We start from the raw sequence: 17,652 nt of genomic DNA on the forward strand, positions 1-17,652 counted from the left end.
GCCGGGGCCCCGTGGACGGGTCGCGGCATCCCCTCTATACTCGCGCCCCACAAATATGACCTTTCCGTTACAGGGTGATCCCCATGTCCTTCGGAAGCTCGATCGCCGGCCTGTTCGGCCGCTCCCCCATCAAACCCCTGCAGCAGCACTACGACACGGTGCATGAATGCGCACTGGGTCTCGGTGACTTCTTCGACGCCATCAGCAGCGGCGACTGGGACCGCGCCAAGGCGGCCCGCCAGCGCGTCGCCGACCTGGAGAACCAGGCCGACGAGATGAAGAAGCAGTTTCGCCTCAACCTGCCCAAGAGCCTGTTCCTGCCGGTGCCCCGCTCCGATCTGCTGGAGCTGGTCAGCGTGCAGGACAAGGTGGCCAACAAGGCCAAGGACATCGCCGGCCTGATGCTCGGCCGGCAGATGACCATCCCCGCCTCCCTGGCCACCGCCATGAACGATTACCTGCAGGGCGCCATCGAGACCTCCGCCCAGGCCCGCAAGGCCATCAACGAGCTGGACGAACTGGTGGAAACCGGTTTCAGCGGCCGTGAAATCCGCCTGGTGGAGGATCTCATCGAAGAGCTGGACCGCCTGGAGCGGGCCAACGATGAACAACAAATCACCATCCGCTCGCAGCTGTTTGAGCTGGAAGACAAGCTGCCGCCGGTGGACGTGATCTTCCTTTACAAAATCATCGACTGGATCGGCGATCTGGCCGACCGGGCCCAGAAGGTGGGCGGCCGTCTGCAGCTGCTGCTCGCCCGGTAAAAACCACTCAGCACCAAGACCAGGGGTTCCTCAATGGAGTGGATGCTCGAACACAGCATGCTGATGCTGCTCATCGCCGGCGCTTTCGGCTTTCTGATGGCCTGGGGCGTGGGCGCCAACGACGTCGCCAACGCCATGGGGACCTCGGTGGGTGCCGGGGCACTGACCGTCAAGCAGGCGGTGCTGATCGCCATCATCTTCGAATTCGCCGGGGCCTACCTGGCCGGCGGCGAGGTCACCGCCACGGTGCGCAAGGGCATCGTCGACGCCGGGGTGTTCAGCGAAACGCCCCACTACCTGATCTACGGCATGCTGGCCGCCCTGCTGGCGGCGGGCATCTGGCTGGTGGTGGCCTCCTGGGCCGGCTGGCCGGTGTCCACCACCCACTCCATCGTCGGCGCCATCGTCGGCTTCGCCGCCGTGGGCGTGGGCATGGACGCGGTGCACTGGGAGAAAGTGGGGTCCATCGTCGCCAGCTGGGTCACCTCGCCGCTGCTGGCCGGCTTCATCTCCTTCTTCCTGATCAAGAGCGTGCACCGCCTGGTGCTCAACCACGACGACCCCTTCCAGCGCGCCAAGCGCGTGGTGCCCTTCTACATGTTCCTGGTCGGCTATGTGCTCACCGCCGTGACCCTGGTGAAGGGCCTCAAGCACATCGGCCTGGACGTGAGCTTCGCCGCCAGCCTGGCCTGGGCGCTGATCGGCGGCGTGGCGGTGGCGCTGCTGGGCGGCGCCATTCTGTCGCGCATCCAGCCCGATCCGGAAGCCGACAAGGACTTCCGCTACAGCTCCGTGGAACGCATCTTCGCGGTGCTGATGATCTTCACCGCCTGCGCCATGGCCTTCGCCCACGGCTCCAACGACGTGGCCAACGCGGTGGGCCCGCTGGCGGCGATCAACAGCGTCATCGTCAACGAAGGCGCCATCGGCGAGGCCGCCACCATGCCCAGCTGGATTCTGCTGGTGGGCGCCATGGGCATCGTCTTCGGCCTGGCCATTCTCGGCGCCCGGGTGATGGCCACCGTGGGCACCAAGATCACCGCCCTGACCCCCAGCCGCGGCTTCGCCGCCGAGCTGGGCGCCGCCACCACCGTGGTGCTGGCCTCCGGCACCGGCCTGCCGATCTCCACCACCCACACCCTGGTGGGGGCGGTGCTCGGCGTGGGCATGGCGCGCGGCATCGGCTCGCTGAACCTGCGCGTGATCGGCACCATCTTCACCTCCTGGGTGGTGACGCTGCCGGCGGGGGCGCTGCTGTCGATTCTGTTCTTCTACTTCTTCAAGGGGCTTTTCGGGGCGTAGGTGGCTGCCGCGCCCCCTCGCTGGCTATACTTCCCCGATGACTTCCAGCCCAGAGAGTCCCGTGTCCGACACCGATAACCAGGTTGCCTGGTTCCGCAACTCGTCGCCGTACATCAACGCCCACCGTGGCCGCACCTTCGTGGTGCTGATCAGCGGCGAGGTGCTGGATTCGCCGCGCCTGCCCTCGCTGGTGCACGATCTGGCCATGCTCAATGCCCTGGGCACGCGGCTGGTGCTGGTGCACGGCGCCCGGCCGCAGATCGGCCGGCGCGTGGACGCCGCCGGGCTGGAAAGCCGCTTCGAGAACCACACCCGCATCACCGACGCCGCCGCCCTGGAAGAGGTGACTGCGGCGGTGGGCGCCTTGCGGCTCAAGCTGGAGGGGCTGTTCTCCATGGGCCTGGCCAATTCGCCCATGCACAACGCCGCCATCCAGCTGATCAGCGGCAACTTCGTGATCGCCAAGCCGGTGGGCGTGCGCAACGGCTTCGACTACCAGCACACCGGCGAGGTGCGGCGCATCCAGGTGGACGCCATCCGCCGCCAGCTGGACGCCGGCAACGTGGTGATGCTCTCGCCCCTGGGCGCCTCGCCCACCGGCGAACTGTTCAATCTGAACGCCGAGGAAGTGGTTTCCAACACCGCCATCGCCCTGGCCGCCGACAAGCTCATCGTGCTCGGCGAGGGCCTGCGCGTGGACGACGACGAAGGCCACCTGCTGCGCGAGCTCACCCCCCAGGAAGCCGGCCGCCTGCTGACCCAGGAACGGTTCAGCACCGACCCGGTGGATCGCCAGCTCACCGCCGCCTGCCACGCCGCCAGCAACGGCGTGGCCCGGGCCCACCTGCTCGACGCCCGCGAGGACGGCGCCCTGATCCGCGAGCTGTTCACCCGCGACGGCTGCGGCACCATGGTCACCCGGGAAACCTACGAGACCCTGCGCGGCGCCCGCATCGACGACGTCGGTGGCATCCTGGAACTGCTCGCGCCCCTGGAGGACGACGGCACCCTGGTGCGCCGCTCCCGGGAGCTGCTGGAAAACGAAATCCACCGCTTCGCCATCATCGAACGGGACGGCATGGTGATCGGCTGCGCCGCCCTCTACCCCTTCCCGGAGGAAAGGATCGGCGAGCTGGCCTGCGTGGCCGTGCACTCCCACTACCGCAACAGCGAGCGCGGCGTGCAGCTGCTGCGCTACCTGGAACGGCGCGCCCGGGAGCAGAGCCTGCAAAAGCTGTTCGTGCTCACCACCCGCACCGCCCACTGGTTCCGGGAACAGGGCTTCGAAGCCGCCGGCGTGGACGCCCTCCCCACCCAACGCCAGGCGCTCTACAACTGGCAGCGCAGCTCCAAGGTGTTCGTTAAGCACCTTTAATGGCCTGCCCTGGAAAGGCTCAGGAGGGCGCCCGCTATACCGAACTTTCCGGGTGGTGATAGCGATACTCCTGGGTCACACCGCCGTATCCATAGGCCCCACTCGGTGGACAGGAACCAATGATTGGCCGCTCCGCCACGGGTTAACCCGGCCCGTGTGGATGTCCTACCCGGCCGGCATCCAATCCTCGACGCGCAGACCCGGCACCCGTTCGAATTCCCGGATGTTGTGAGTGACCAGCACCAGCGCCCGGCTACGGGCGTGGCCGGCAATCATCTGGTCCCAGGGGCCGATGGGCGTGCCCGCCGCGGCCAGCTCGGCGCGCAACTGGCCGGTGTGCGCGGCGGCCTCGGTTTCGTAGTCCAGCACCTCCAGGCGGGCGGCGAAGCCTTCCACCACCTCCAGATTGTCCCGGCGCCGCGCGGACCGCTCGGCGCCGTAGATCAATTCCATCAACGTCACGCTGCTGATGCACAGCGAACCCTGCCGCTCCCGAAAGGCCTCACGCACCGTCGCCGGCCGGTTCTTGATGGTGTAGATGCAGATATTGGTATCCAGCATGTACTTCAGCATCAGAACCCCTCGCGCTCCTGCCCGTCGGGCTGTTCGCGGTCGTTCATGAAATCCGCGCTCACGGCGGGACCGTCGAACCAGCTGTCCCAGGCCTCGCCGGCCGGCACGATGATGCGCGCGCGACCCACGGCGATGATGTCCACCTGACGCACATCGTCGGGAAAGGCGACCGCCTTGGGCAGGCGCACCGCCTGGGTGCGGTTGCTCTTGAATACAGTGGTCTTTTCCATGGCGCCTTCCTCCGGATTACGGATCAACACCGCCATGCTCGCCCTTCGCCGCGTATATGTCAATGGGATATACTCCGCTTCCTCGATTCGACTTTCCATGTCCTGCCTCCTTTATTGTTCCGTTCACGGCGAACGCTAACACTCCCGCACAGGCTGGTATGTAGGACATCCCGGATAGCGTGTGCGCCCTGGCCCACACCGGAATAAGCGATATTCCCCCTTGCCCGTCGCGCTGCGCTACAATGCCCGGTCCCGAACACCCGGCAGCAGCGAGGCCACCATGCCCCAGTACCGTTCCCGCACCACCACCCACGGCCGCAACATGGCCGGCGCCCGCGCCCTGTGGCGCGCCACCGGCATGAAGGACGACGATTTCGGCAAGCCGATCATCGCCATCGCCAACTCCTTCACCCAGTTCGTGCCGGGGCATGTGCATCTGAAGGACATGGGGCAACTGGTGGCCGGCGAGGTGGAACGGGCCGGCGGCATCGCCAAGGAATTCAACACCATCGCCGTGGACGACGGCATCGCCATGGGCCACGACGGCATGCTCTATTCGCTGCCCAGCCGCGACATCATCGCCGACTCCGTGGAGTACATGGTCAACGCCCACTGCGCCGACGCCCTGGTGTGCATTTCCAACTGCGACAAGATCACCCCGGGGATGCTGATGGCCGCCATGCGCCTGAACATCCCGGTGATCTTCGTCTCCGGCGGCCCCATGGAAGCGGGCAAGACCAAACTGGGCGAGCAGAAGCTGGACCTGGTGGACGCCATGGTGATGGCCGCCGACGACAAGGTGGACGACGCCACCGTCAACGAGGTGGAGCGCTCCGCCTGCCCCACCTGTGGCTCCTGCTCGGGCATGTTCACCGCCAATTCCATGAACTGCCTCACCGAGGCCCTGGGCCTGTCGCTGCCGGGCAACGGCTCCCTGCTGGCCACCCACGCCGACCGCCGCGAGCTGTTCCTGGAAGCCGGTCGCCGCATCGTCGATCTCGCCAAGCTGTATTACGAGCAGGACATGGAGAGCGTGCTGCCGCGCAACATCGCCTCCTTCAAGGCGTTCGAGAACGCCATGAGCCTGGACATCGCCATGGGCGGTTCCACCAACACCGTGCTGCACCTGCTGGCCGCCGCCCAGGAAGGCGGCGTGGACTTCACCATGGCGCACATCGACCGACTCAGCCGCAAGGTGCCGTGCCTGTCCAAGGTGGCGCCGGCGACCCAGAAGTACCATATGGAAGACGTGCACCGCGCCGGCGGCGTGATGGGCATTCTCGGCGAGCTGGACCGGGCCGGGCTGCTGCACCGGGGCCTGCCCATGGTGCACTCCGCCACCGTGGCGGAAGCCCTGGAGCACTACGACGTCATGCGCACCTCCGACGAGGGCGTGAAAAGGATGTTCACCGCCGGCCCGGCGGGCATCCCCACCCAGACCGCCTTCAGCCAGGACACCCGCTGGGACAGCCTGGACGTGGACCGCGCCGAAGGCTGCATCCGTGATTACGAGCACGCCTACAGCAAGGACGGCGGCCTCGCCGTGCTATACGGCAACATCGCCGAGCGCGGCTGCATCGTGAAAACCGCCGGCGTGGACGAGTCGATCCTCACCTTCAGCGGCCGCGCCCGGGTGTTCGAATCCCAGGACTCGGCGGTGCGCGCCATCCTCGGCGACCAGATCGTGGCCGGCGACGTGGTGGTGATCCGCTACGAGGGCCCGAAAGGCGGCCCCGGCATGCAGGAAATGCTCTACCCCACCAGCTACCTGAAATCCAAGGGCCTGGGCAAGCAGTGCGCGCTGCTCACCGACGGCCGCTTCTCCGGCGGCACCTCCGGGCTGTCGATCGGCCACGCCTCGCCGGAAGCGGCGGAAGGCGGCGCCATCGCCCTGGTGGAGGAAGGCGACACCATCGAGATCGACATCCCCAACCGGACCATCGGCCTGGCGGTGAGCGACGAGGAACTGGCCCACCGCCGCGAGAAAATGGAAAAGCGGGGCAAGCTGGCCTGGCGGCCCAAGGAGATCCGCCAGCGCAACGTGTCCACGGCCCTGCGTGCCTACGCCGCCCTGGCCACCAGCGCCGACCGGGGCGCGGTACGCGATCTCGGCCAGATCGGCGAGTAACGGCGGGAGGGTCACGGATGAGCCTGCAACGCCGACTGATGCCCCACCTGGCCCGGCTGCTCACCAGCCCGGGCCGGGAACGCTGGCGCCGCCGGCTTCTGGAATGGCGCCGGCGCCTGCGTCGCCGTCCCCATGAAGCCACCTTCCATTTCCGCGTCGACGACCCCTATTCCCTGCTGATGGCCCAGGCCCTGCCGGCGTTCGCCGACCACTTCGGCCTGCGCGTCCTGCCCCGCGTGATGCTGTACCTGGACGCCAATCTGTACCCGGCGCCGGAGATGCTGCGCGATCTGGCGCCCCGGGACGCCGCCGCCCTGGCGGAGTTGCACGGCCTGGATTTCCCCACCGGGGCCACGCCGCCGGACCCGGAGCGCAGCCTGGCGGTGACCCGCTGCTTGCTCAAGCACGAAGGCGATGAACGCTTTTGGAGCCTAGCCCACGCCCTTGGGCAGGCGCTCTGGGCCGGCGACGACGAGCGCCTGGACCAGCTGCTGGCGAGCCACGGCCAGCAACCGGAGGACCAGGCCCGGCTGGCCCTGGAAGCACGCCGCGACCAATTCCTCGCCGATGGCCACTACCTCACCGCCACCCTGCACTACCAGGGCGAGTGGTACTGGAGCCTGGAACGGCTCGATCATCTGGCCCGGCGCCTGGAGGCCTTGGGCCTGGGCGGCGGCCCCTGGCCGCTGGACTACGGCGCCGCCAAGCACGCCCGCCTGGACGGCCCGGCGCCAGCGGAGGGCGCCCGCCTGGCGTTGTATTTCTCGTTCCGCAGCCCCTATTCCTACCTGGCCCTGGAGCGGGCCTACGCCCTGGCCGACCACTATGGCGTGGAGTTGGAAGTACGCCCGGTACTGCCCATGGTGATGCGCGGCCTGACCGTGCCTCGCGCCAAGCGCCTCTACATCGTCACCGACGCCGCCCGGGAGGCGCGCCTGCACGGCGTGCCGTTCGGCAAGATCCAGGACCCGGTGGGACTCGGCGTGGAACGCTGCATGGCCCTGTGGCCCTTCGCGGAGAAAGAGGGCCGCCTGCGCGAATGGCTGCTCGCCGCCGCCCGCGGCATCTGGAGCCAGGGCGTGGACGTGGCCGGCGACGCCGGCCTGGCGCGGCTGGCCCGGGACGCCGGCCTGGACTGGAACCGGGCCCGCCGCTGGCTGGGCGACGACCAGTGGCAGGCCCGCGCCGAAGCCAACCGGGAGGCGATGATGGCCGCCGGCAGCTGGGGCGTGCCCAGCTTCCAGTGCGGCGACACCCTGATCTGGGGGCAGGATCGATTGGCCCTGGTGGAGCAGGCGATAAAAGGCGGTGAAGAGTTAACAATGAACAATGAACAGTGAACCGGGAGGGACCGGAGCGCCCGGGCGGGTTACAGCAAGGTCATTGAAACTCTGCTCCCCACGCTGGAAAGTGGCGGTCTGTTAACTCTTAACTGTTCACTGAGGTTTCCATGACTCTTGCTTTCTGGTGTGTACTGGTCGCCATCCTGCTCCCGTTCGCCTTCACCGGGTTCGCCAAGTTCCAGGGCGGCTTCGGCCTGCGCGAGAACCACAACCCCCGGGACTTCCTGGACACCCTGAGCGGTGCCCGCAAACGCGCCCACTGGGCCCAGCAGAACAGTTTCGAGATTCTGCCGGGCTTCGCCGCGGCGGTGATCATCGCCCAGCTGGCGCAAACCGCGCCCCAGGGCACCATCGACGGCATCGCCGTGGCCTTCGTGCTCAGCCGGGTGCTCTACGGCGTGTGTTACATCGCCGATTGGGCCAGTGCCCGCTCCCTGGTGTGGTTTTTCGGCATGGGCTGTATCATTGCCCTTTTCGTCGGCACCGCGGGTTAACGAATGTCAGCAACCGAATCGACCAATGCCTTTCTGGAAAAAGCCTGGAGCGAGAAGGGCCCGAAACTGATCAGCGGCTTTTCGCGGCCGGTCTATCACAACGTGATGGGCCTGCTGCGCGGCCGCAAATACGACAAACGCGCCTATGGCGGCATGATCCGCCACACCGAGGCGGCCATGCTCACCCAGTGGGCCAGCCAGGTGCCGAACGGCGGCGTGGTGGTCGAGATCGGCTGCTATGGCGGGCTGTCCACCAGCTATCTGCTGCGCGGTCTGAAGAAGAAAGGCGGCCATATCCACGCCATCGACCCTTTCAACTCCGACCTGGGCAAGCAGGAAGAGCTCACCGATAACCTGGTGCCCCTGGAGAACAAGCCCACCAAGGCGCTGGTCGCCGAGCGGCTGCGCCGCAACGGCTTCGACGGCATGTTCGAGCTGATCGAGGGTTACTCCCAGGAAGCCGCCGCCCGGTGGGACCCGTCGGTGAAGATCGACTTCCTGTGGATCGACGGCAACCACGAGCAGGCCTACCGGGACTTCAAGGACTTCGAGCCGCACCTCAACCCGGGCGCCCGGGTGGCGGTGCACGACGCCCACCCCCGCTACGGCTACCAGGCGGTGGTGGACGACGTGAAGAAAATCTTCGCCGAAGGGGCCTGGGCCGACCTGGAACACGTGAAAAGCATCATCACCGGCCGCAAGGTGGGCTGAAGCCCGCCGTGGCCCACCGTATCCTGATCAACGGCCGCCATGCCTTGATCTGCCCGGACGGCGTCCCCATCTTGAGCGCCGGCCGGGAAGCGGGATTCGGCTTCCCCCACGCCTGCCGCAACGGCGTCTGCGAACGTTGCCAGGGCCGGCTCGTCGCCGGCACGGTGCGCCAGATTCGCGGCGGTGGGGCCCGCGAGAACACGCTCATCCACGCCGGCGAACCCCGGGCGGACCGGGTGCTATACTGCGTGGCCATTCCGATCAGCGATTGCGAGATCGACGTGCCAGAGACCACCGCGCCGGGCGAACTGCCCGTGCACCAACTGCAGTGCCAGATCGTCCAGCGAGAACCGCTCAACCATGACGTCACCCGGGTGTGGCTGCGCCTGCCCGCCGGCAAAACGGTGCGCTGGCACGCCGGCCAGTACCTGACCCTGGAGCTGGACCACGGCGCTTACCCCTTCTCCATCGCCAACGCCCCCGGCGGCCGCGAGCTGGAACTGCATGTGCGCCACGCCGACGACAACAGCGCCGCCCACGCCATCATGGCCGACCTGGACGAGCAGTCCACGGTGGCGGTGACCCTGCCGGACGGCCAGCGCTTCATCGACGGCGCCCCGGACCGGCCACTGTGGTTCATCTGCGGCTCCACCGGTTTCGCGCCGGTAAAAGCGATGATCGAGCGTCTGATCGAGCTGGATTACCCGCTGCCGGTGCGCCTGTTCTGGGGGGCGCGCACCGAGGATGACCTCTACCTGCCGGATCTGCCGGCCCGCTGGAGCGAGCAACTGCGCGACTTCCACGCCGTTACCGCCCTGTCGGACATGAGCAAGCCCGGCCACGCCGTGGGCCTGGTCCACGAGGCGGCCCTGGAGGCCCTGGCCGAGCCCCGGGAACCGCTGTTCTACGTGGGCGGCTCCCCGGCCATGGCCTGGGCGGTGTTCGACGCCCTGGTGGAGGAAGGAGTGCCGGCGGAGAACATCCATTCCGACGTGTTCGATTACGCGCCACGGCAGGAGGGTGGATAAGCCCCCATCGCGGTTGAAGCCGCCCCGGGCGCGGGGATCCCTGGCGTCGGGCGGCGCCCCCCGGCACAATGAACCATCGTCAGCCAACGGTCGCCCCATGAACGCGCCCCGTTCCCCGGACACCGACTCCCACGCCACCCTGTTGCCCTGCCCGCAGTGCGACCTGGTGCTGTCGGTGACCGACCCGGCGCCGGGGGAATGGGTACGCTGCCCGCGCTGCCGCCACCCGCTGGCCCGCCATACCCTCCATGACCAGACCAGCCCGGCCCTGGCGGTGACCGCCCTGATCCTGCTGGCGGTGGCCCTGGCGTTTCCCTATATCCGTTTCGAGAAGAACGGCGTCGGCGACCAGATGGGGCTGCTGGACGCCGCCACTCAGCTGGCGGCCTTTCACCACCCGGCACTGGCGGTGGTGGTGTTCGCCACCATCGTGGTGCTGCCGGCCTGTTTCCTGACCGCCCTGTTGTGGGTGCACGCCAGCCTGCGCCGGCCCGCCGGGCCGCTGCCGGGCACCGCCGCGCTGGTGCGCGCCCTGCCCCGCTGGCAGCCGTGGATGATGGCGGATGTCTTCGCCATCGCCGCCCTGGTCAGCCTGATCAAGATCGTGGGCATGGCGGAAGTGTCCCTGAAACCCGGCTTCTGGGCTTTCACCGGCTTCGCCCTGGCGTTGCTGATCACCGTGCAACGCTTGCACCCGCTGGCGCTCTGGGCGCGCCTGGCGGGCCCGCCGAGGGTCCCCGCCGGCGCCCGGCCCGGCCTTACCGCCGCCGCCCAGGGCCTGGTGGGCTGCGAGCAGTGCGGCCAGCTCCAGGCCCTGGACGGCCACCGCCACTGCGTGCGCTGCGGCGGCCGCCTGCACCGGCGCCACCCGGGCAGCCTGCAGCGCACCTGGGCATTGCTGGTGGCCGCCACCCTGTGCTGCTTCCCCGCCCATCTGTACCCGATCATGGTCACCACCAGCCTGGGCCATACCCAACCGTCCACCATTATTTCCGGGGTGCTGCAGTTCCTGCAGCATGGTGACTGGCCGATCGCCCTGATCATCTTCACCGCCAGTGTTCTGGTACCCTTTGGCAAGATCATGGCCCTTTCCTGGCTGTGCCTGGCGGCGCGCCGCGACGCGCCCCTGGACATGACCGCCCAGATGCGCCTGTACCGAATCACCGAGTGGGTCGGCCGCTGGTCGATGATCGATGTGTTCGTGGTCGCCATCGTGGTGGCTCTGGTGCGGCTGGGGAACCTGCTGTCCATCGACCCCGGCCCCGGCGGGCTGGCCTTCGCGGCGGTGGTGGTGCTGACCATGCTGGCCGCTTTCAGTTTTGATCCGCGCCTGATCTGGGACCGGCAGCCGGCCCCGGATCCGGACGCCCAACCTCGGGACGATGATGAGCTCCACTCCCTCGCGCGCCGTTCATGAGCGCCTGCCCCGTCTGTCGCCGGTCTGGCTGATCCCGCTGGCGGCCCTGCTGATCGGCCTGTGGCTGGCGTTTGACCACCTTTCCGGCCAGGGCCCCCTGATCACCCTCAAACTGCAGGACGCGGAGGGCATCGAGGCGGGCAAGACACCGATCAAGACGCGCAGCGTGCAGGTGGGCACGGTGGAAACCGTGACCCTCTCCGAGGACCTGCGGCATACCCTGGTCACCGCCCGCATGCAGGACGGCGCCGAACGCATGCTCAATGAGGACACCCGCTTCTGGGTGGTCAAGCCGCGCATCGGCCGGGAGGGCATCAGCGGCCTGGGCACGGTGCTCTCCGGGGCCTACATCGAGCTGCTGCCCGGCGACGGCGACGACAAGAAGCGCAAGTTCACCGTGGAGGAGCAGCCGCCGGTCACCGAGGCCGGCGCCCAGGGCCTTTATCTCACCCTGCACAGCGAACCGGGCAACAGCGTCACCACCGGCGACCCGGTGACGTTCCGCAATCTCACCGTGGGCCGGGTGGTGGACACCGAGTTCATCGCCGAGGACCGCAGCATCGAGCACCGCATTTTCATCGAGAAGCCCTACGACGTGCTGGTGTCCGACACCACCCGCTTCTGGAGCGTGTCCGGCGTCGGCTTTCAACTCGATTCCCAGGGCTTCCGGGTTAATCTGCAATCACTGGAAACCCTGCTCGGTGGCGGCATCGCCTTTGGCGTGCCGGACCAGACCATGCCCGCCGGCAGCCCCGCCAAGGAGGGCGACGAATACACCCTCTACGCCGACCAGGAGGCGGCCCGGCGCGGCCTGTTCGACCAGTACCTGGAATACGTGCTGCTGGTGGAGGACACGGTGCGCGGCCTGAGCCGGGGCGCGCCGGTGGAATACCGGGGCGTGCGCGTGGGCACCGTGGAGCAGGTGCCGTGGAATTTCACCGGCGACCAGCCGGACTCCCTGAGCCGTTTCTCCATCCCGGTACTGATCCGGGTGGAACCGCAGCGCATCACCCAGGGCAGCGAGGTGCTGCTGGACGACTGGCGCGAACGCCTGGAGCGCATGTTCGGCAACGGCCTGCGCGCCTCGCTGAAATCCGGCAACCTGCTCACCGGCGCCCTGTTCGTGGACCTCAACTTCCACCAGGACGTGCCCGACTATGAAGCCACCCGGTTCGAGAAGGTGCCGGTGTTCCCCACCACCTCCAATGGCCTGGCACAGATCGAGAACCAGATCAGTGGCCTGCTGGAGACCCTCAACGGCCTGCCGCTGCAGGAGATCGCCGAGGGCCTGGACCGCAACCTGGCCGCGTCCGAGGCCACCCTCAAGGAAATCAGCGCCACCGCCAACCGCCTGGAGGCCCTGCTCGGCGACCCGCGCACCCGGCAACTGCCGGGGCAGCTCAACGACACCCTGGCCTCCCTGGAACGGACCCTGGACGGCCTGTCCGGCGCCGACGGCCGCCAGCTCTCCGATACCCTGGAACGCCTGGAGCAAGTGCTGCGCGACGCCGAACCGCTGCTGCGCACCCTGCGGGAAAAACCCAACGCCCTGATCTTCTCCCGGGAGCCGCCGGAGGATCCCCTGCCCAGAGCCCGTGATGAATAGCCACGATGCCCCCGACCCCGACAACCGCCCGGAGCCCATGATGGCGATCAGACTTCCTCTCCTGCTGCTGACGCTGCTGGCCCTGGCCGCCTGCGCCCAGGCGCCGGCCACCGGTGAACAGCATTACCTGCTGCCGTCCGCCCGCCTGGCGGCGCAACAGCAAGCCCTGGACCTGCGCCTTCAGGTGGCCGGTTATCTGGACCAGGCCGGCCTGGTGCTGGAAACCGGCCCCGCCACCCTCACCGGCGCCCGCTCACACCGCTGGGCGGAGCCCCTGGAGGCACAGCTGGAACGCTCGCTGGCGGCGGCGCTGCCGGACACCGAGGGCGAACTGCGGGTCACCGTGAGCCGCTTCCAGGGCACCGCCGACGGCGATGCCCGGGTCAGCGGGGAATGGCGGTTCCTGGGCACGGACGGCCACCGCGCCGGCGGCACCTTCGACAAGCGACAGGCGCTGAAGCGGGACGGTTACGAGGAACTGGTGCTGCGGCTGGACGCCGCCTGGATGGAAGCGGCCGGGGATATCGGCCGGCGGTTGGCGGTACCGGAGAAACGGAAGCCCGCGGAGACTGAGCTCGACGACCGGGCGTATCGCGACTGAAGTCGCTCCTACGGAGCCATGGGACAGGCCCACTGCAGGAGCGACCGGGCGGCGCGCCGCTTCAGTCGCGATACGCCCGATGTCACGCTGAAGCCTCAGGAATGCTGCGTGGCATTCTCCGGCAGCGGCAGGGCCGGCAGCGCCGCGTCCAGGTCCGCCACCCGCCGTTCCAGCACCCGGGCGGCCTTGGTGCGATCGCCCAGGGCCAGGTACAGCCGCGACAGCTCCGCCAGGGCGGTGGCGCTCTGGCTGGAATTGGCGGCGGCCTCGAAGAAGTTCTGCGCCTTCCCCCACAACCGCGCCTTCAGCGCCACCCGGCCGGCGGTGACCAGCACGGCGGCGTTGCCCGGGCGTTCCACCAGCCACTTCTCCAGGGTCTGCAGCAGATCGTCCGGCGACAAATCATCGATCGCCTCCAGCACCGGCGGCAGCCGGTCGTCCCAGTCCCGGTCGAGCTGCTCGCGCACCAGCTGCAACGCCCGCCGGCCCTCGCCGAGCTGGGCCAGGAAGCCGGCGTAGCGGGCCACCATGGCCGGGTCATGCTTCAGTGAGGTGGGCACCGCCTTCCACAGCTCGCGCAGCTCCCGGGCGCGGCTTTCCGCGTCGTTGAAGCCGGGCTTCTGGCCCAGGTGCTGCAATCGCGCCAGCCAGGCGCGGCGCTCGCGACGGGCCGCCTGCTGCTCGCCCAGGGCGCGCCGCAGGCGCGGCAGCAGGGCGCACAGCGCCTCCCAGTCCCGTTCGCGCTCCAGCACGTCGGCGTACAACGCCTGCACCCGCCGGTTGCCCGGGGCCCGTTCCGCCAGCCCTTGCAGTTCCCGCCGGGCCCGGTCCGGGTGCCCTTCGTCCAGGGCGAAGCGGGCACGCATCAAGCCGGCCACCGCGTCCCCCCGCCGGCACCGGGCGGCGGCGTCCAGGTATTCCTCCAGGGCGTCGCCGTCGTCGCGCTGGCGGGCGCATTCCGCGGCCAGCAGCCAGGCCGCCAGGGGCCAGTCGCCGTCGCGGCCGGCGGCGCTGAGCAGACGCTCCGCCTTCTCCGGCTCGCCGTCCATCAGCAGAATGAAGCCGCTGCGCAGCCGCCGGCGCGCCACCCGCAGGCGGAAGCGGCGGGTGGCGCGCACCGGTTCGGCGGCGTTCCACAACAGATTAAGAAACAGGGTCAGCACCACCAGGGCCACCGCGCCCAGGATCAGCGCCAGCACCGCGAAGCCCAGGGTGCTTTCCAGGCGCCAGTGGTCACGGATCACCAGCAGGTAGCCGGAATCCGCCGCCATCCAGCGCCCCAGCAAGGTGGCGGCCACCAGGGCCGCCACGATCAGCAGCAGCGCTTTCTTCATTGGTCACCCTCCTCGCGCTTGAGCAGGTCACGCTTGAACTGGCGGATGGCGTCCAGGCCGGCGCCGATCTCCGGCAGCGCCTGGTTGACCTTCTGGCCGTCCAGTTCATCCAGGGCGGCGCGGATCTGGCGCACCCGGCCCTGGTCCTCGCGGAACCACTGATCCAGGGTGGCGCGGGCGCTGTCCAGGGCCTGGCGGTAGGCTTTCTCACGGCCCTGCATCAACGCCAGCCGGGCCTGCTGCAGGCTGGCATCCAGGGTCAGGCGCACGGTGGCCGCCTGGGTTTCGGTGAGCGGCAGGGGCACTTCGCCTTCATGGCGGCGCACCGTCACCGGCAGCTGCGAGAGCAACCGGGCCCACCAGCCCCGATCCTTGTCCGGCGCCGGCGCCTCCGGCGGCGCGTCCCGCTCCGGCATGGCCAGCTCCGGCACCAGCGCCTGCAGGGCGCCCAGGCGCAGCACCATGGCCTGGATGTCCACCTGCAGGGCGCCGTTGAGTTTCTCCATGTCCACCGCCAGGGCCTGACGCGCCGGCAGAGCGCCCGGGTCGTCGAGGCGCGCCAGGGTCTGGTCGGCGGCCTCGAGCAGGCGACGGGCGGCGCCGGCGTCGCCGGTGAGCAGCAACCGCTGGCCGGCCAGGCTGGCCAGGGCCTCCGCCTCGTTGGTCAACCACAGGGTCTGGCCACCCTGGCGCACGTCCGCCAGGGCCTCGCGATCCCGGGCCAGGCGCGCCTGCAGGCGCTCCTGCTGGTCGCGCAACGCGTCCTCCGCCTGGCGCCGCTCGCGGCTCTGGCGGTCCAGTTCGCCTTGCAGTTCACTGATCCGGCCGTCCAGGCTCTGGCGATCGTTTTCCAGCACCCGCCATTGCTGCCAGCCCCACCAGCCGGCGGCGCCCAGGGCGGCCAGAATCACGATCAGGATGAGCAGCGGCCACAGGCTCAGGCCCTGTTGGCGGCGGAGGGGGCGGTGCGTCATGGGGTCTCCCTTTATTGGTGTGTTCCCTTTCCCGGCAATCAACTCAAGATAATGAGAGCAACCCGTCGCGTCTAGCCAGGCAGGGCCGCCAGCATATCCGTATCGTGGGCGCTGGCGGCGGTGACCACCGGCCCGGCGTGGTCGGCGGCCACGGCGGCGGCCACCCGTTCCCCGGCGGCGATCACCCGGGCGCGCGCCGGAATCCGGCCGGCCAGGGCCCGCCAGCCTTCCACGCTGGTGATCATCACCGTGTCAATGTCGTCGGGACAGTGACGGTCCGGGGCCGGCAGGCGGCGGTAAAACGGTATCACGTCCACGGTGGCGTCCCGTTCGCGCAGGCGCGCGGCCAGCCAGTCGCGGCCGCCATCGCCACGGCAGATCAGAATGCGTTTCCCGGCCACGTCCGCCAGACACGGCAGTGCCAGCACCGCCTCGGAATTGAAGCCGCTGCGCGGGTATTCCGGGGCCAGACCGGCGCGGCGGATCTCCGCCGCCGTGGATTCGCCCACCGCCAGCCAGTGCAGGCCCACCGGCCACTGCGGCCAGAGATCGGCCATGGCGTCCAGGGCGTGCCGGGCGGCGTTGGCGCTGACGAAGAACACCGCGTGGTACAGATCCAGATCCAGCAGCCGCCGGCGATGATCCCCGGACAGCGGCAGCGGCTCGATGCGCAGGGCCGGCACCAGCAGCGGCTCGTGGCCGGCGGCCCGCAGCCGCGCCGCCAGCGCCTCGCCCTGGCCGGCGGGACGGGTGACCAGGACCCGGCTCATGGCCGGTCGTAGAGTTCCCGGAGAATGCGGTCGGCGCCCTGGGCCAGCAGGGACTCGGCGATGGCGATGCCCAGTTCGGCGGCCTGCTCCCGGGGAGCCCGGTCCTCGGCGCGCAGCACCGTCTTGCCGTCCTCGCTGGCCACCAGACCGCGCAGCCACAGGCGGCCGTCGTCCTCAAGCAGAGCGAAACCGGCGATGGGCACCTGGCAGCCGCCCTCCAGGCGCCGGTTCATGGCGCGCTCGGCGGTGACCCGGTCCCAGGTGAGCGGATCGCTGAGCGGCGCCAGCAGATGGGCGGTGCGCTCGTCCTCGGCGCGGCATTCGATGCCCACGGCACCCTGGCCCACCGCCGGCAGGGATTCCTCCGGCGGCATGTCGTAGCGAATGCGTTCGTGCATCTCCAGGCGCTTGAGGCCGGCGGACGCCAGGATGATGGCGTCGAACTGGCCGTCGTCCAGCTTGCCCAGGCGGGTCTGCACATTACCACGCAGGCTGGAGACCTTCAGATCCGGCCGGTTGGCCAGCACCTGGGCCTGGCGGCGCAGGCTGGAGGTGCCCAGCCGGGCGCCTTCGGGCAGGCTCATCAGGGCGTCGTGGTGGTTGGAGACGAAGGCGTCGCGGGGATCCTCGCGCTCACAGATCACCGGCAGGGCCATGCCCTCGGGCAGTTCCATGGGCACGTCCTTCATGGAGTGCACGGCGATGTCGGCGCGGCCGTCCATCATCGCCTCTTCCAGCTCCTTCACGAACAGGCCCTTGCCGCCGATCTTGGCCAGCGGCGTGTCCAGGATCTTGTCGCCCTGGGTCTTGATCCGCACCAGTTCCACGCTCAGGCCCGGGTGCAGAGCCTCCAGCCGCTTTTGCACGTACTCCGCCTGCCAGACGGCAAGGGGGCTGGAACGGGTGGCGATGCGCAGAATCTCGGCGGACATGGAAGCTCCGGAACGACGAATGGAAGCCGGATTGTAATGGAAAAGGCGGCGCTTCGCCGAACGCCGCCGG

The 17,652-nt window shown here is 69.0% G+C and carries 17 protein-coding genes; 11 read left to right on the forward strand and 6 right to left on the reverse strand.

All coding sequences use genetic code 11. The features are described from left to right. Positions 1–83: 83 nt before the first annotated feature. From HMJ39_RS05135 to argA, 3 genes are read left to right on the forward strand one after another with little or no spacing between them, the layout of a single operon-like run. The gene (locus tag HMJ39_RS05135) at positions 84–764 is read left to right on the forward strand and encodes a TIGR00153 family protein (protein ID WP_161384674.1); all 681 of its coding nucleotides are present in this window, start codon (positions 84–86) and stop codon (positions 762–764) included. A 33-nt stretch (positions 765–797) separates the two neighbouring features. Next, positions 798–2,066 carry an inorganic phosphate transporter gene (locus HMJ39_RS05140; protein WP_161384675.1) on the forward strand — a complete coding sequence of 423 codons (1,269 nt, stop codon included), beginning with the start codon at positions 798–800 and terminating at the stop codon, positions 2,064–2,066. A gap of 37 nt (positions 2,067–2,103) precedes the next feature. Next, on the forward strand, positions 2,104–3,441 hold the full coding sequence (argA, locus tag HMJ39_RS05145; RefSeq protein WP_194296519.1) for an amino-acid N-acetyltransferase: 1,338 nt from the start codon (positions 2,104–2,106) through the stop codon (positions 3,439–3,441). 165 nt (positions 3,442–3,606) lie between these two features. On the opposite strand, the gene vapC is transcribed toward argA, so the two are convergent. After that, positions 3,607–4,014 carry a type II toxin-antitoxin system tRNA(fMet)-specific endonuclease VapC gene (gene vapC / locus HMJ39_RS05150; RefSeq protein WP_194296520.1) on the reverse strand — a complete coding sequence of 136 codons (408 nt, stop codon included), beginning with the start codon at positions 4,012–4,014 and terminating at the stop codon, positions 3,607–3,609. After that, complete coding sequence (gene vapB, locus HMJ39_RS05155) at positions 4,014–4,280, reverse strand: type II toxin-antitoxin system VapB family antitoxin (RefSeq protein ID WP_456061960.1); 267 nt, start codon at positions 4,278–4,280, stop codon at positions 4,014–4,016. Before vapB ends, vapC begins: the two co-directional genes overlap by 1 nt. A gap of 244 nt (positions 4,281–4,524) precedes the next feature. Here vapB and ilvD point away from each other — a divergent pair, with 244 nt between their 5' ends. The 8 genes from ilvD to HMJ39_RS05195 all read left to right on the forward strand — a co-directional run bounded on the left by ilvD (position 4,525) and on the right by HMJ39_RS05195 (position 13,572). Further along, the gene (gene ilvD / locus HMJ39_RS05160) at positions 4,525–6,372 is read left to right on the forward strand and encodes a dihydroxy-acid dehydratase (RefSeq protein ID WP_194296554.1); all 1,848 of its coding nucleotides are present in this window, start codon (positions 4,525–4,527) and stop codon (positions 6,370–6,372) included. A 17-nt stretch (positions 6,373–6,389) separates the two neighbouring features. After that, the gene (locus HMJ39_RS05165; RefSeq protein ID WP_194296521.1) at positions 6,390–7,712 is read left to right on the forward strand and encodes a DsbA family protein; all 1,323 of its coding nucleotides are present in this window, start codon (positions 6,390–6,392) and stop codon (positions 7,710–7,712) included. A 110-nt stretch (positions 7,713–7,822) separates the two neighbouring features. Next, the gene (locus tag HMJ39_RS05170; RefSeq protein WP_161384681.1) at positions 7,823–8,209 is read left to right on the forward strand and encodes an MAPEG family protein; all 387 of its coding nucleotides are present in this window, start codon (positions 7,823–7,825) and stop codon (positions 8,207–8,209) included. Positions 8,210–8,212: 3 nt separating this feature from the next. After that, a complete protein-coding gene (locus tag HMJ39_RS05175) occupies positions 8,213–8,920 on the forward strand; it encodes a class I SAM-dependent methyltransferase (protein WP_194296522.1) in 708 nt (235 codons plus the stop codon). Between the two features lie 8 nt (positions 8,921–8,928). After that, complete coding sequence (locus tag HMJ39_RS05180) at positions 8,929–9,948, forward strand: 2Fe-2S iron-sulfur cluster-binding protein (protein ID WP_194296523.1); 1,020 nt, start codon at positions 8,929–8,931, stop codon at positions 9,946–9,948. Between the two features lie 97 nt (positions 9,949–10,045). After that, entirely contained in the window at positions 10,046–11,365 is a 1,320-nt protein-coding gene (locus HMJ39_RS05185; RefSeq protein ID WP_161384686.1) for a paraquat-inducible protein A, read from the forward strand. Then, positions 11,334–12,971 carry an intermembrane transport protein PqiB gene (gene pqiB, locus HMJ39_RS05190; RefSeq protein WP_161384688.1) on the forward strand — a complete coding sequence of 546 codons (1,638 nt, stop codon included), beginning with the start codon at positions 11,334–11,336 and terminating at the stop codon, positions 12,969–12,971. The genes HMJ39_RS05185 and pqiB overlap by 32 nt, the downstream gene beginning before the upstream one ends. After that, positions 12,964–13,572 (forward strand): PqiC family protein, encoded by a 609-nt coding sequence (locus HMJ39_RS05195; RefSeq protein ID WP_194296524.1) that lies wholly within the window; start codon positions 12,964–12,966, stop codon positions 13,570–13,572. Before pqiB ends, HMJ39_RS05195 begins: the two co-directional genes overlap by 8 nt. 95 nt (positions 13,573–13,667) lie before the next feature. On the opposite strand, the gene HMJ39_RS05200 is transcribed toward HMJ39_RS05195, so the two are convergent. The 4 genes from HMJ39_RS05200 to hemC all read right to left on the reverse strand — a co-directional run bounded on the left by HMJ39_RS05200 (position 13,668) and on the right by hemC (position 17,582). After that, on the reverse strand, positions 13,668–14,906 hold the full coding sequence (locus tag HMJ39_RS05200) for a heme biosynthesis HemY N-terminal domain-containing protein (RefSeq protein WP_194296525.1): 1,239 nt from the start codon (positions 14,904–14,906) through the stop codon (positions 13,668–13,670). Beyond that, complete coding sequence (locus HMJ39_RS05205) at positions 14,903–15,880, reverse strand: uroporphyrinogen-III C-methyltransferase (RefSeq protein WP_194296526.1); 978 nt, start codon at positions 15,878–15,880, stop codon at positions 14,903–14,905. Before HMJ39_RS05205 ends, HMJ39_RS05200 begins: the two co-directional genes overlap by 4 nt. Positions 15,881–15,951: 71 nt before the next feature. Continuing rightward, positions 15,952–16,650 (reverse strand): uroporphyrinogen-III synthase, encoded by a 699-nt coding sequence (locus tag HMJ39_RS05210; protein ID WP_194296527.1) that lies wholly within the window; start codon positions 16,648–16,650, stop codon positions 15,952–15,954. Then, positions 16,647–17,582 carry a hydroxymethylbilane synthase gene (gene hemC / locus HMJ39_RS05215; RefSeq protein WP_194296528.1) on the reverse strand — a complete coding sequence of 312 codons (936 nt, stop codon included), beginning with the start codon at positions 17,580–17,582 and terminating at the stop codon, positions 16,647–16,649. Before hemC ends, HMJ39_RS05210 begins: the two co-directional genes overlap by 4 nt. Between the last annotated feature and the right edge of the window lie 70 nt (positions 17,583–17,652).

It is taken from the genome of Alloalcanivorax profundimaris (assembly GCF_015265435.1).
Lineage (GTDB): Bacteria > Pseudomonadota > Gammaproteobacteria > Pseudomonadales > Alcanivoracaceae > Alloalcanivorax > Alloalcanivorax profundimaris.